The following is a 15,625-nucleotide window of genomic DNA, read 5'->3' as shown; positions in this document are numbered from 1 at the left end:
ATCCGGAATTTAAACTTATGGAAATAAAACAATATTCATATAAACTATCCGTGGTTCTTAAATGTGCTCTGTTTATCTTACTTTTTATAAGCTTTGCTTGTGAAAAAGAAAATGAAAACGTAAAAAAGCGTACCCTTTTTAGCTTAATTGATGCCGAACACACCAGTATTGATTTCAAAAATACGGTAACTGAAGATCTGTATTTCAACTTTCTAAATTATGCGTATATATACAACGGTGCGGGAGTAGCCGTAGGGGATATTAATAATGACGGGCTGGATGATCTCTATTTTAGCTCAAATCAAGAATCCAATAAACTATATCTAAATACCGGCGATCTTAAATTCAAAGACATCACCACTAAGGCTTTAGTTGAAGATAGTGAGGGCTGGACAACCGGAGTTTCTATGATTGATATAAACAATGATGGTTGGTTGGATATTTATGTATGCAAGTCGGGATCCTTAAAAAGCCACCAACTCAGAAAAAATAAACTGTTTATAAATCAAAAGGACAATACCTTTAAAGAAGAAGCTGCCCAATACGGATTAGATCATTTTGGCTTCTCAGTTCAAGCCTATTTTTTTGATTATGATAATGATTCCGATCTGGATATGTATTTGGTGAATCACCGGGCCGATTTCAGAAATAATATAACTGTTAATCCTGCAGTACTGGCAACCAAAGAAGCCTTTCATTCTGATCAGCTATTTAGAAATGATGGCAAAATATTTTCAAACGTCACTAAAGAAGTCGGTATAGAAAATAAAGCCTGGGGATTAAGTGCCAGCATTGGTGATTTTAATAACGATAATCTTCAGGACATTTTTGTAGCAAATGATTTTCTGGAACCTGATTTTTTATATATAAATCAAGGTAATGGTACGTTTAAAGATGAGGTCCTTACCAGATTCAAACACATTTCTGCCAATAGCATGGGCTCAGATTATGCCGATATCAACAACGACCTAAAACCGGATTTAGTGGTTTTGGATATGTTGGCTGAAGACCATATTCGGGGTAAGGAGAATATGGCCACTATGAGTACCGATCAATTTAATTTTCTAGTCAATAACAACTACCATCATCAGTACATGTCAAACATGCTTCAGCTCAATAACGGGAATGGTTATTTTAGTGAAATAGGACAACTAACCGGAATTGCAAAAACAGATTGGAGCTGGGCTCCGTTAATAGCAGATTTTGATCATGATGGTTATAACGATTTATTGATTACCAACGGTATTGAAAACGATCTTTCAAATCAGGATTTCAGGAATCAAATGAGAACTAATATTCAAAACCGGAAAAAAGTATCATTAGATGAGGCTATAAACATGATGCCTTCTGCTAAGCTGAGTAATTACATCTTTCAAAACAATAAAAACTTAGGGTTTAACAATAAAACACAACATTGGGGGCTTGACAAAAAAATAAATTCCTGTGGTGCTGTATATGCCGATTTAGATAATGACGGCGACTTAGATATCGTTTTAAATAATCAAGGGGAAGCAGCTTCAATTTACAGAAATAATATAAATGGCAACTTCATCAATTTCCGGTTAGAAGGCGCACACAAAAACCCAAACGGTATTGGGAGTTCCGTAACTGTCTACACACAGGGTTTGCAACAATCTAAAACACTCTTTGTAAGCAGGGGCTACCAATCTTCAGTGACTAACAAATTGCATTTTGGTATTGGCAACCAGAATAAAATTGATAGTATTTTGGTAACATGGCCTGATAACAACCAGCAATTTATTACAGCTATTGACGCAAACCAAACCGTCACATTAAAATATTCTGACAGTCACAAAAATCTAAATTCAGAATTGCAGGACAACACCCTGTTTGAAAGCATTACCCCCTCAGAAATCGGAATACATTATACTCAAAAGGAAAACCTGTTTGATGATTATAAGTTACAGTTATTACTACCGCAAAAGCAATCAGAAAAAAGCACCCCATTGGCTGTTGGTGATATTAATAATGATGGTTTAGATGACTTTTTTGTTGGCAATGCAAAAGGAGAATCAGGAGCACTGTACATTCAAAAAGCAAACGGAACATTTGCCCAATCCAATAAAAATGTATTTGATGCTGACCAGGTTTTTGAAGATACTGATGCTGTATTTGTTGATATTGATAATGATGGAGATTTAGATTTATATATAGCCTCCGGAGGTTATGAAATCCCTGAAAACAGCAGGTTATTACAAGACCGGTTATATAAAAATGATGGGAAAGGCCACTTCAAAAAGGAAGTATTACCCGAGCACCTTTACGGGACAAAAAAGGTAATCTTTGCTGACTGGGATCAAGATGGTGATCAGGACCTCTTTATTGCCGGGGCCGTTATACACGGCAAATATCCCTTAGCCTCAAACTCTAAATTATTTGAGAACCAAAAAGGAATTTTAAAGGATGTTACCACAGAACTATTGCCGGAGACATCAGGTCTAAGAATGGTTAATGATGCTGTTTTTACAGATTTTGACACCGATGGGGATTTAGACCTAATTGCTGTTGGCGAATGGATGGGTATTGTGTTTTTTGAAAACAATACCAATATATTTAAACAAAAAGAGGTTCAGGGCTTAAGTGACCTAAACGGCTGGTATCAGACCATAGCACAAACCGACATTGATAATGACGGGCTTCCGGACTATCTTATTGGTAATTGGGGAAACAATAACAAGTTTCACCCTACTAAAGATAAACCGTTACATATTTATGCGGATTATTTTGATGACAATAAAACCTTTGATGTTGTACTTAGTAAGGTATCAAAAACTGGTGATTTACTCCCAGTCCGAGGCAAAGAATGTTCCTCTCAACAAACTCCATTCATTAATGAAAAACTAAAAACCTATAAGGCCTTTGCCACATCTACCCTACCTGATATCTATGGCGCAAACAACTTAAAGAAAGCACTTCATTATAAAGCAGAGCATTTTAGTTCAATCCTTTTAAAACAGGGAGAAGATGGCACTTTTGACATAAAAGCTCTTCCTGTTCAAGCGCAGTTTAGTCCAACTCTAGGTTTTGAAATCCTGGATATTAACGGCGATGGTTATTCAGATGTTTTTGGGGTTGGAAACGTTTATGATGCCGAGGTAGAAACCATTAGATATGATGCTTCAACCGGCTATGTATTATTAGGAAATAAAGATGTAGGCCTTAAACATTATAACGATATGAGCTATTTTAATAATAAAGAAGCCAAAACCGTCAAGAAAATTAAAATTCAAAATCAGCTACATATCATCATACTAAATAAAAACAGTGGCCTAAACATCCTAAAATTCAAATCAAGCTTTTAAAGTATACATCAGTCATGAATAATACTATATTAACAGAACATAAACCACCTGGTTCTGAAAAGCAAACCTGTCATAAATTGATATATCCTGACTCTCTTATTAATATTATACTATAACTCTTATAATGCTCTCTGCTGATGCGCAATTGTATCGCGTTCCAAAATAAAAACCAATAAATAAAGCACACATACCAGTTTGTACATGTGCTTTTTTGTTTTAGGCCCTATCAAATACCAGCCTATCTGTTTTGGTTTTCTCTTTTTCCTTTATACTATAACGCTTGTAATGCGCCATGAATTTCATGCCGTTTCCCGGGATTATGTACTTCTTTTCCATCTTCTATCCAATGGCCCGGGAATGCATTTTTCCACCCGTCCTTACAGGCCTCTCTGATGTCATTGATCAATTTATCAACCAGTCCGTATTCTCCCAGGGAAGTCATAGAGTACACATGAGAATAGGTTCGCTCTTCGGCATACAGTACGCCATCATCTTCATAAGGCACACAGATACGTTCTGAGTCCACCGTATACTTATAGGTAATATCATTATTGACCTTTCTAAACAGAACCGCTAACGATAAAGCGGAACGATGGATCCAAAGATCAACATTATCCTCTGGGAACTGAACTTGCAGCTCTTTTTCCAATAGTTTTATTTTAGTTTCAAATTCAACAGCTACTGCTTCTGTTTTTAAAGCCCTGGTAATGTTTTCTGAATAGCTTTTTTTTGCAAAATACTTCCAATAGAGCATAGGTGAAAACCCGTTTCTTGATCCGCCAAGCGTAGTGTCCGGCGATCCAATATAACCGGCTGTGTCCGGTGGACTCAATTGAAATTTTCTTTTGGTCATATAGATTCCTCCCGGCCACGGAGCTCCAATCCACTTATGCAGGGACGAAACAATGCTCATCACTGAATCTATACTAAAATCAAATTCAGGAACAGGCTTATCATCAGGTAATTTACCCTGTGCTTTGGCCATTCTTAAAAAAGGTAAATATGTAGAACCCAAAGCACCGTCAATATGCAACCAGAACCCCCGTCTTATATCAGTATGCGTATCATTGCCTATCTTATAGTTAACCTCACGTTCCCATAGCCAGGGATAGGTTTGCCCCAGCTCTTTAAGCATAGCATCTACTTCAGGTACATTATCATAAGCGCCTTTCCATGTGGAACCTTCATTGAGTACAATTAAAACAGGATGTCCCTTTTTGGCAAAAAAGTTCACTAATGCTTTTAAAGCGTCTACATCTATAGTTCCGGATTTTGGATCATCATGGTTAAAATTATGAGAAGGCACTTCGTCCGGCCAAACACCATCTTTGGTTATTGGGCATTCTTTAGGGTAATGGGTGTTACCTGCTTCAGAAAAGTTAACCACACCGCATACACTTACCCCCTTTATAACGGAGTAATGCGTATCTTCTGAATAAAACGCAATAGGTTTGTATTTGTTTGGGTTCTCATAATAGTCAACAGGCCGTATCAGTTTATATGTTTTTTCCAAAGCAAATTTACCGCGTTTTAATTTTTCCCGGGTCTTTTGTTCGCTCTCAGGGTCAATAATTAATTTACCACCGCTAAGATATTCCCTGCCATTATACAGAGCATAAATATTACCTTCGGTAGACCCCATAGACATGACATAGCCCCAATATCTGTCTATATCGCCGGATGTCTCATTATAAGGCCAGTCAGCGCGCCATAATGCTGCAAAATAATCCAGAACAGCGCGCTCCACAAATTTTGTGTTTAATGAAAAAATACCCGTAGTAAACGGATCTCCAACATTATTGGTGTGTATATTCAACAACCATGACAATTCATCATTTCCTTCAATATACTCATTGGTTTGATACCCGGTAAACCGTTTATGCTGTGTCTTAATAAAGCTTTCAAATTCAGACATCGCCGCATTATATTCAGTTGCAGATAAGCCTTCCGGGGGAATTTCAAACTTGCTGTAATCGATCTTAGGGAAATCCCCATGTACATCTCTTGGAGGTACTGCATCATAAATTGGAATTGGATTTTCAAGAGGTCCGGTAACTCCAGACCAGTCAGGGGTTTGTTGATCCCAGGGTTCTTGTTTTGGTCCGTACGGCACTGTGCTTTTCTTTGTATCTTTCATCGTTGTTGGTTTTTATATAAGATAACCTTCTGTTTGTAAAAGAATAAGAAAAGAAAACACAAGTATCTCATAACATTCATATGGAGTGCTATCAAAAAATACTTCGTTGGGAGTAGCTTAAATACGAATCAAATATAAGAAAAATGTTATATTAATTTATAGCGCAACAAACCATAGAACAATGTCAAATCTACTTCAGTCCCTGTTTCTGAGTTGTTTTATAGTACTTTTTCCCATGGCATACCATATCGATATCGGTTCCCAGGATAGTATTAAGTTTCCTGAATATTAAAATTGCTCTATGTTTGGATACCGAGCAATTATACGTTCCGTTCTTATGAAAACAAAAAAGCATCCTAATTCCGATACATCGGACTTTCATAATGTTACATTTTTGTGTAACGCTATTTCAGGGCGAGACAAAGCAGGTCAAATAAAAAGGAGGGCATATACCCTCCTTTAAATCAAATAAAAAACTAATTATAATAAACTAACTATAACTCTAATTTATTAAATGCTTTCACTTCATCCACCATAACTTTATGTCAAATCCGTTGCCGCCCATCTTTGTGACCGCCGCATCAAAGTTTTGCTTATTATTCGCTTCTTCGGTCTCAGGATATGGCATTCTATAAAAGTCCCCTCTACTACCAATTAAAGGTGTGCGTTCTGTCCTGGATTGCAGAAAATGAGCTTCTTCTGGTAGCCAAAATAAGGATGCCCAGCGCTGACCATAAATTTTATTCAATTTTTCATCGTCTGTTCCTGTAAAAGCAACCTGTGCATGACTCAGGAAATTGTTCATTTCAGTTTCCGTTGGAGGCATACTAATAGTTATAGGATATTGCCACTTCTCTAAATCATCAACAACCTCATACCAATAATTTACAGATGCTCTTATACCATTATAATAGTTTTCTTCTGCCAAGGTCATATCTTTTGCAACACCAATACCTCTAGCATAGGCTTCAGCTTTCAAAAAGTAGGCTTCAGATGATGTTACGACAGGTACTCTATTGGTTCTCGAAAAGACAAAATTGGTATTTATTGCAGCATAATGATTCAAATGTCTTTCATTATGATAATCGTTTGCTCTTGACCCATGATAAATATCGGCGTCATCGACAGGATCAACCGCATCAAAATCTTGAGTTACAGGAATCCATAAGTCATCCTTATTAGGTTCGAAGTAGATATACAGCCTTGGATCAAAAATTCCCGAACCATCTTGTGCATCGCTATCGGACATAAAGTTCCATATATTCTCTCCTAATCGCACACCATTAGACCCTGCTGCACGAAAAGCTGGTTGTAACCATGAGCGATCATCTGCACTAATTCTATTATAATAAAAATCCTCGGATGTAGAGGAAGTTCCTTCTATAACAGGTTTACCACCACCAAGAATTTCAGAAATTATTTCATCAGCTATTGCTGCCTCCTTTTCACTTATTCTTAATGCATAACGCAAACGCAAAGTGTTTGCTAATTTTTCCCATTTAAGCAAATCGCCACCATAGTAAGAGTCTACTCCTGCAAAACTAAGAAGTGTACCATCTCCAGTTGTATTAATATTATCACTTGCCCATTTCAAATCTTCCAAACAAGCTAAATAGATACTTTTTGAGTCATCGTAGACAGGTCGAAGAACCTGATCTTCACCTACAACAAATCCATGTGCAGCTTCGGTAAATGGTATATCTCCATAGAGATCGGTAATTTTTAAAGTTAAAAAAGCTTTTGCAATTTTAAGCATTGCCTCTGCAGAAAAGGTATTTAAACCTTCAGAAGCTGCTATTTCTCTTTCTAAAAATACAATATTCTTTAAAGCTTTATAATAATTTTCCCAAAGACTACCTTGAGTTCGTGAAATCGGATCAACACCAATTCTACGAGACAAACCAGTTAATTGTGTACTTGGTAAAAGTAATTCGTTCCTAAGAAATGTTTGTTCTGTTCCTATATTCCTAAAGCTATTTGATATCTTATTATAAACAGCGGATAAATCTGCTGTAACGGGCCTGTCTGGCGATTCATTTAATTCTTCAAAACCCTTATCACAACCAGCCAATAACAATCCGAATAAAACGAGTAATGCGTATATTTTGTTTTTCATAATTTTAAAATTAAAAAGTTATTAGAATGATGCATTTAACCCTATGGTAAATGAGCTAAACCCGGGTAATGCACCCCACTCAACGCCTTGCCCATTACCAACATTGGTAAGTCCTTCAGGGTTTATATTATCAGGCATATTTTGGTAGAGGTATAGTAGATCTCTACCTACAAGCGAAAAATTCAAACTTTGAAAAATCTTTGTTTTTGCAAGCAGCTCTTTAGGTACAGTATAATTTAATGAAACCTGTCTTAACTTTACCCAAGAATTATCTATAACCACTTCGCGATGTAAAAATTTTTGATTCTCATATTCTCCGTTAACTAATGCCGTTCTATCCCCCCAGGCACTACCATAGTTCCCAACATATTTCCAAATAGGGTGAACCACTGTAGTATTTGGTTGTCCATTAGCATGTACACCATCTAAAATTACACCAATATTACTTGTAGAACCATCGGTTGATGTAAAAGGCAAGCCTCCACCTAAGCGTTCATTTACTGTAATTGGTGCTTGCCCATTATAAATTGAATTGGCATAAGTCCCTGCAAATACATCTGCTCCCCATTTAGTATCAATATTAATTCCAAGTGAGAAATTCTTATAGCTTAAGGTATTATTTATTCCTCCAACAAAACTTGGAGTGGCATTGCCTAATGGTACTTTCTCATCGGTGGTAAGGTAGTGATGACCATCATCGCTCACCAATCTTTCTCCATTTTCATTCAACTGGTAATCATAACCATAAATTGTTCCATATTGATCTCCAGGCTTAACCCGCACTGAAGGTCCATAAACCCCCCATAGATTTGCAAGTTCGAGAAATTCAGCTTGTTCATCTAGTGCTACAACAAAGTTTTTGTTCCTGGCATAATTAATGGACATATTCCATCTAAAATTAGGATTATCTATAATTCTACCATTAAATTGAATTTCAACACCTTTATTTTCTAGTTCCCCTGTATTAAACATATATGATGAGGCTCCACTTGAAATAGGAACTGGTGATTCTAATATTTGATTAAAGGACTTTGTTTTATAGTATGTAAAATCAACATTAAACCTGTTATTATCAATTCCCAAAGAAAGTCCAGCTTCATAAGAATCTGAAATTTGAGGTTTTAAATTAATTGGAGGTATTACGTCCGGTAATGATACTGTAGGATTGCCTGCAAAATTCCCAGGATCATAAATCGCAGCTGTACTAAAAGGGTCTGTATCTATTGCTGTACGAGCAACAGCAAGACGAAGTTTAGCAAAGCTTAGCCATTTTATATTTGTTAAATCAAAGGCATCTGTAGCGATAAAACTTAGATTCGCTGATGGATAAAAATAAGAATTATTACTGCTAGGTAAGGTTGACGACCAATCATTTCTACCTGTTACCTGCAAGAATAAATAGTCTTTATATGATAGATCCAAAAATGAGAACAATGAATTTATCTTTTTATCGTAAAAAATCTCTTCCGCATCTATTTGAGAACCATCTTCTACGTTATTAAAAGAAAACTGGAAAGGATAAGCAACTTGTGCTTCACCTTTATCTATTTCTCCTCTGGCAGCATTTATTCCATAATTACTAATAGCAAGAGAAGCGCCTCCTAAAGACAAACTGGCATTAAAATTAGGTAGTATATTGTCTTTCCTTAAAGTTGCTAGAAAATCTGTATTTATAACCGACTTGTTCGTTAATGATCGTGTATATGCTGCATCTAATAAACCAAAAACATCCACTGGATCTCTTTGTCTCGAAAAATTCTCTCTGGTATCTTCAATACCAATTCTTCCCATTAGAGACAGCCAATTAGTCGCTTCATAATTTAGAGTAAGAGAACCAAGTAATTTTTTTCTATCTAAATAGCGGTTATCATGGTAAGTATTCCACCATAAATATTGGGAATTCCCCCAATAATTATTTCCATAACCCGCCAAGTCGTTTCTTGATCCATCTTCGTTTTCGTAAATTCCCTTATCCAAAACCTTGTAGTTCCTTGGATAATAATATAATGTTGCTTTTCCCCAACTATCGTTAGCATCGCCCAATATTGGAGAATTTTTCCTTGAATAATCAAAATATGTTAAAGCGACATCTGCTTTTAATCTGTCAGAAATATTTAGAGCAGACCCAATGTTTATTGTATTTTGCTTAAAATCACTATTAGGTGTAACTGATTGATGGTCCAGATGGGTTAAGGATACTCGTACAGATCCAAAACTCCCTGCATCTGAGAAAGATATATTGTGTTCTGCATTTGTTCCTGTTCTAAAATATTCCTTTATGTTATTGGGCTGTGGCGAAAATGATCGTAATTCACCATCCCACCAACGTACTAACTGGCCTTCCATTCTGGGTCCCCAAGACACTCCAGAAGCATACCAACTAAAGTCTGCCCAAGTAGCTCTGCCTCCAAGACCTAAACCACCTGAGTGCTGAGGTGAAGTTGTCCCCCAAACCCCGGGTAAAATAAATTCTCCATCGCCGTTAACAGGAAGTGACGGGTTAGCACTATCATTAGGTGTAATAGGGCCTCCTGAACCGAAAACATTTTGAATATCTCTGTATCTGGTTGCACTAGTAATTCTGAAACGTGTGGAGTAATTAATTCCTAGCCCCTCTCTTTTACTTCCTTTTTTTGTTGTAATAAGCACAACACCATTTGAGCCCCTTGCTCCATACAAAGCTGCTGCTGCTGGACCTTTAAGCACTTCCAGATTCTCTATATCGAATGAATTTACATTATTCAATGCTGTTCCCCAATCTGTATATCCAGAAAAATTATCGCGCTCAATAAAGTCGTTAGATTGTTGTACACCGTCAATAATAATAAGGGGCTGATTATCTCCCTTAATACTATTATTTCCTCTAATTATTATTCTGGAGCTAGAGCCTTCAACACCATCTGGCACAGAAATATTTACACCTGCAATTTGACCACTTAGAGCTGTAATAATGTCTGGAGAAGAAGCTTGTACAAGAGACTCTCCGCTTACTCCTTGAGTAGCATATCCTAATTCTCTACTTTGCCTTTTTAAACCTAAAGCGGTAACTACTACTTCATTTAAGGTACTGGCATCTTCTTTCATTATGACATCGATAACTGATTGTGTGCCTATCTCAATCTCTTGAGTTGACATTCCTACATAAGAAAACACAAGATACTTTGAGTTGTCCGGGAGCTCCAGACTATATTTTCCATCAAAATCTGTAGCAACTCCTATGCGTGTGCCTTTAACCTGTATGGTAGCACCTGGTAATGGCTGCCCATTTTGGTCTGTAACACTACCTGTAACACTTGGTTGCTGATCTTTTTTTACAGTTTTATATCCAGCATTCGGTATATTAGAAGCTTGGTTTAGTATAATCTGTTTGTTAAACACTTTATAATCTACCTGTTCACCCTCAAATAAATTTTTCAGAATAGATGAAATAGGTTGTTTTTTAACTTTAATTGATACTATTCTTTTAACATCTATTTCCTTTCTTTTAAACAAGAATTTAAATTCTGAAAGTGATTCAATATTATCTAACACTTGGTTTACGCTAACACCTTGAAGATTAAGTGTAATCCTAGCATTTTGAGAATAGGAATTTGCGTTTACATAACAAAGAGAAACCATTAAGAAAAGTGTAGTTAGTTTCATTTTTAAGTCAAATTTAAATTTGTAGTCAAACGTGACCCATGGGTTGGTTATTTTTTTCATATATTTAATGCGATATTATTTGGTTTAATTTTGTATTAAATCATTTTTATTCCAATCGGGAAATGTAGCCGCATTTTCCGATTTTTCTAATAAATAGATCTTTGTTTTTAGTATAGTTTATATCATAGGCATTTTAAAAGTTTAAAGGGTTATTTAATAAATAGTTATCAGGTTATCCTCAATGGTAAATTGTAAAGAGTCCTTTTTAGCGAAGGTTTCAAATACTTCTTCTATGGTTTCAATATCAAACTTAGCATCAAATCTTTCAGATTCGAGTTCTTTATTATCATAATTAATAATGACGTTGTAATGTCTTTCTAGTTTTTTAGTAATTTCTTTAAAGGGCACATCTTCAAAAATAAGTTTGCCGTCTATCCAACTTGTATGAATCTCTGTATTAACCGACTCAATGTTTAAGGTTTCCTTATCTTTATTCCAAGAAGCCATATATCCTGGTTCTAACTTTGATAAAAGTGCTTTGTTGGCTATTGAATTCACATTAACTGAACCTTCTACCAGAACCGTATTAATAAGATCATCGTCCTCATAAGCGGACATATTAAATTTTGTACCTAAAACCTGAACATCTATATCTTTCGCATTTACTATAAAAGAATGAGTCGTGTCTTTTGCCACATCGAAAAAGGCTTCTCCCTTTAAAAAAATTTGGCGTTCCTGGCCATCTATAAATCTAACGGGATACTTAATAGTACTGCCTGAATTAACGTATATATAGGTTCCATCAGAAAGCAATAATTCCATCTTCCTTCCGTTAGGAACAATCAGTTCATTGTAAATCAACACACCATTATCCTTTCCAATTGTTTCTCCGTAAATTAATTTTTCACCTTTTTGGGTACCGATAATTTTGCCCTGGGCGTCTAAGATTTTTCGTTTTTTGTTGGTATCTATTTCCTCAAAAGACCCATTTTCCAATTTCAATACAACTTTCGGAAGATCATTTGATATTTGATTATTGAAAAAAGAAGAATTAATAGAAATGGTATATATAAAACTTCCAAGTCCAAGCAGTACTATAATTATGGCCGCATATTTTAACCAACTCTTAGTTACTAAGGAAATGGAAGCTGAACGACTAGATTCAGATTGTTTGGCCTTTATTGATTTCCAACCCTTTTTATTACTAAGAGTATCATAATAACTTATTTTATTTAAAATTTTGCCATAACTTATTTTTTTGGCAAATGGAAATTTCTCTTCTAACTTCTTCAAGCTTTGCTTCTCATGACTTGTCAAAGCCTTCATTTTTTTCTTGACAAGTAACTTAGCAACTTCAAATATATCGTTCATCAATAAAGTAGTTTATGTATTTAAGAACGACTAAGATTTAAAAGAGTACTATTTAGAACGTATTTTTTTTTAAAATTTTATGTTTTCAGCTATAAATATAAGGCAGTTTATTATGGGGGCTTTTTCGTTAAAAAGTTTCCGAAGAGCTTTATATGCCTGAGATTTAAGCGTTTTTACTGTTTGAAGTTTAATATTTAATCTATCAGCAATATCTTTATTATTTAAATTACCAAGACTTAACTTAATAATTTCTTTTTTTCTTTTAGGAAGCGTTTCAATTGCTTTATAAAGCTTTAATGTCATTTCTTCTTCCAGTACGTGTTTTACAAAAATATTGTCATCTTTAAGCTCTTGCAGAACTCTTTTTGCATAGGTTTCTTTTACTTTTTTGTGCTTAATGCTATCATAACATTTGTTTCTTACAGATTTGTAGAGATACACTTTTAAACTAACTTCGTTAGAGAATGTTGTCTTTTTCTCCCAGATCGAAATAAAAACCTCTTGTACAATATCTTGGCATTCGCTACTTGAGTCAATATAATTATGAGCATAAGAAGTCAGCGCTTTATAATATGTTTTAAAAACACTCCTTAAATTAGTGGAGGGTAGTATTTGATAATCATCACTCAATCTGTTCACTTTTACTCCTGCAAACATAATATTTTTTGATTAAATCTTTAATGCTACTTATTAAAAGTCGTTGTATAGCCCTTAAAGCATTAATATTCAATCAACACTATGTTTTTCAGTTTGTCTTAATCAAAAAACACCGATACATTTTTAAATAAGTAAGCCTAAACATGAGGACAGATTTATCAAATTTATTCTTTGATTTTTATTAAAGTAAAATAACATGTTTAAATTTAACTTATTCATTTTGGGATACCTTATAACTAAAATATTCAGAATAATATCTCGTTAGACTAACTACAATTTTTACCTAAACACAACTATTGCCCTTGATCCTTAAAAACCTCCTCAAAACAAAAAAGCTCTAATTTCTCAGCGCTTTTCTTTTACAATTTTTGCGGTCTGGGCGGGACGTTAATTATGAAATATCGCGAAACACACAGAATCACGATACTTTTAAAATTCCTTTGATACAAGCAAATACAGAAGATGTAATATATTTATATAATTTCAAATTATAACTATAATAGTTTCTCCATAATAAAATGTGCGTTTTCAGCGATATTTAGATTAATAGAATAGTTAAACCAACAGTATTAAAACTATAGTTAACATTAATCAATTGTTAATTTTTTAGCCAAAACATTCAGTGTATTTTTAGCATCTTTAAGCATTCCTTCTAGATCATCAGGTTTTGTTGTTATATTAAATTTAGCAACAACTCCATTCAAATAATCTAGTTCATCCAACATATTATTGGTTTTTAGTTCTTCTCTTAGAATTCTTATTTTTTCAGCATCTTCAATACCATCTCGTAAAGTTTCAAATCGAATAGAACTACGGTTATCTGGATACACTATATAAGTATCTCCGGCAGGCCACGCTCTAAATCGTGAATCTTGTAATGGATTTTCCACCCAACTATTATAAGCCCATCGTAAAAACCCGTCAAAATCTGCAGCCATAGTATACCAACCAATGAAAAACCCTTCAGCTGGAGCTGAAAACGTAAAAGTATTTGGAAAACCATCGGAACAGCATACATAATGTGTGCTTACATAGCCATTTTCACGTCTTATTACTAGATCTTCATTGTCAACCGGATGACCAAAAGCAACTGACATGTCCTTTAATTCATTAGGATATAGTTTGTAGCTTTTATGATTATCTGCAAAAGACACTCCAAATTCTGGTGCATATTCATTAAGTAATTCTAACATGGCCTTCATTTCTTTTGGGCCACGCTCATCCATAGCAATTCTGGTAATGTTATTCCAGCCTTTTTCTACTAAATGTTTTTTAAATGCTGTTAAAAAAGGAACCCATAGGTCTTCATAAGGTTTTGTTCCTGGAGGCGCTTTTATTTTCACTTCTTTATTCTCACCTTCATCAAAATAGTAGAATTCATTTCCCCACGGTACCATTGAGTAACAACTTATTTGCTTTTTAACTCCAAGATCCATCATGAATTGCACCCAATTATCAAAATTTGTGAAATCATATTCCCAAGACCCATCGGTTTTCTTTTTCCAATCAATCATAGCTTCAAATTGGTCGAATGTTTGACCTCCCCAAGGGCGCTTATTCAAAGACACTGTAATTACCTTTTGGCCTGCATTAGCCAATCGTTTCATCAGCGGTTTTAATAAGCCCCAATGCTCTTGAGACCATGCCTTTACATTATGAAAACGCGCTACTGCATAAGGGTTTTGCCATAGGTCTAAATGAAATTTCCAATCCGTTGCTTTTGGTAACTCTTTAGGTAAGACATGAAGTATCAATTCAAATTGTTGAGTCTTTTGATTTTCAATATCTAAAGAGACAATACTTTTATAAGTACCAGATTCAGCATTATGAGGCACATCAATAGTAATCCAAACTGGTCTTGTTTCTTTTGCTTTTACTGCATAAGAACTTATTGGGTCAAAAGCGTCTGCAGCTAAAGAAGATGCAAAATCCTCTGGTTTTCTGTATCCACATCCACCCGCAAATTCATCAGTGATTACATATTTTACAAAGTGGGTTCGAGCAATGCTTGCAGGAAGTTTACTTCCTGAGTTTGAAACAAAATCGACAACCTCTATACTCGTGTTCGTGATAGAATCGTTAGACCATAGTACGAGTTGGGTAGAAATGCGTTCGCCCTTCCATGCTTCACCTTTCCATGAATTGCTTTGATTGACCTCTGGAATCTTACTTTTTACAAATCGAATATTTGTTGACACCAAAGAGGCGTGCATGCCCTTAGTAATTTCTGTCCAGTTTTGATCAGTATCAGGAGAGGGGTCGTTGGGTTCTTGATATGTTTGGGCAACAACAATCTCTTTTTTTTGTTGGCAATTTAATACTAAACTAAAGCAAAGAATATAAAGAATAGATTTCATATTGTATAATTTTAATAATCAT

At 35.1% G+C, this 15,625-nt stretch carries 7 protein-coding genes; 1 reads left to right on the top strand and 6 read right to left on the bottom strand.

Annotated elements, in window-relative coordinates; translation table 11 throughout:
* The first annotated feature begins 17 nt into the window (after positions 1–17).
* Entirely contained in the window at positions 18–3,323 is a 3,306-nt protein-coding gene (locus tag VOI54_RS06595) for a VCBS repeat-containing protein (protein ID WP_326281931.1), read from the top strand.
* Positions 3,324–3,594: 271 nt separating this feature from the next.
* Here VOI54_RS06595 and VOI54_RS06590 read toward each other — a convergent pair whose 3' ends face one another.
* The 6 genes from VOI54_RS06590 to VOI54_RS06565 form a co-directional block, all read right to left on the bottom strand.
* Positions 3,595–5,460, bottom strand: a complete 1,866-nt coding sequence (locus VOI54_RS06590) for a PLP-dependent aminotransferase family protein (RefSeq protein ID WP_326281930.1) — start codon at positions 5,458–5,460, stop codon at positions 3,595–3,597.
* Between the two features lie 520 nt (positions 5,461–5,980).
* The gene (locus VOI54_RS06585; protein ID WP_326281929.1) at positions 5,981–7,576 is read right to left on the bottom strand and encodes a SusD/RagB family nutrient-binding outer membrane lipoprotein; all 1,596 of its coding nucleotides are present in this window, start codon (positions 7,574–7,576) and stop codon (positions 5,981–5,983) included.
* A gap of 21 nt (positions 7,577–7,597) precedes the next feature.
* A complete protein-coding gene (locus VOI54_RS06580) occupies positions 7,598–11,278 on the bottom strand; it encodes a SusC/RagA family TonB-linked outer membrane protein (protein ID WP_326281928.1) in 3,681 nt (1,226 codons plus the stop codon).
* A gap of 153 nt (positions 11,279–11,431) precedes the next feature.
* The gene (locus tag VOI54_RS06575; protein ID WP_326281927.1) at positions 11,432–12,589 is read right to left on the bottom strand and encodes a FecR family protein; all 1,158 of its coding nucleotides are present in this window, start codon (positions 12,587–12,589) and stop codon (positions 11,432–11,434) included.
* Positions 12,590–12,658: 69 nt separating this feature from the next.
* The gene (locus VOI54_RS06570) at positions 12,659–13,219 is read right to left on the bottom strand and encodes an RNA polymerase sigma factor (protein WP_326281926.1); all 561 of its coding nucleotides are present in this window, start codon (positions 13,217–13,219) and stop codon (positions 12,659–12,661) included.
* 614 nt (positions 13,220–13,833) lie between these two features.
* Positions 13,834–15,603 (bottom strand): DUF4091 domain-containing protein, encoded by a 1,770-nt coding sequence (locus VOI54_RS06565; protein WP_326281925.1) that lies wholly within the window; start codon positions 15,601–15,603, stop codon positions 13,834–13,836.
* Positions 15,604–15,625: the final 22 nt, after the last annotated feature.

Source organism: Alterotamlana spongicola, from assembly GCF_035818475.1.
In the GTDB taxonomy this organism is placed as follows: Bacteria; Bacteroidota; Bacteroidia; order Flavobacteriales; family Flavobacteriaceae; genus Cognatitamlana.
Note: the sequence above shows the minus strand (reverse complement) of the source record. Positions and strands in the feature narration are given on the sequence as shown.

Bases quoted from the DNA above. Each gene is read 5' to 3' on its own strand.
- VOI54_RS06595 (WP_326281931.1), top strand. From the start codon at position 18: ATGGAAATAAAACAATATTCATATAAACTATCCGTGGTTCTTAAATGT.
- VOI54_RS06590 (WP_326281930.1), bottom strand. From the start codon at position 5,460: ATGAAAGATACAAAGAAAAGCACAGTGCCGTACGGACCAAAACAAGAA.
- VOI54_RS06585 (WP_326281929.1), bottom strand. From the start codon at position 7,576: ATGAAAAACAAAATATACGCATTACTCGTTTTATTCGGATTGTTATTG.
- VOI54_RS06580 (WP_326281928.1), bottom strand. From the start codon at position 11,278: ATGAAAAAAATAACCAACCCATGGGTCACGTTTGACTACAAATTTAAA.
- VOI54_RS06575 (WP_326281927.1), bottom strand. From the start codon at position 12,589: ATGAACGATATATTTGAAGTTGCTAAGTTACTTGTCAAGAAAAAAATG.
- VOI54_RS06565 (WP_326281925.1), bottom strand. From the start codon at position 15,603: ATGAAATCTATTCTTTATATTCTTTGCTTTAGTTTAGTATTAAATTGC.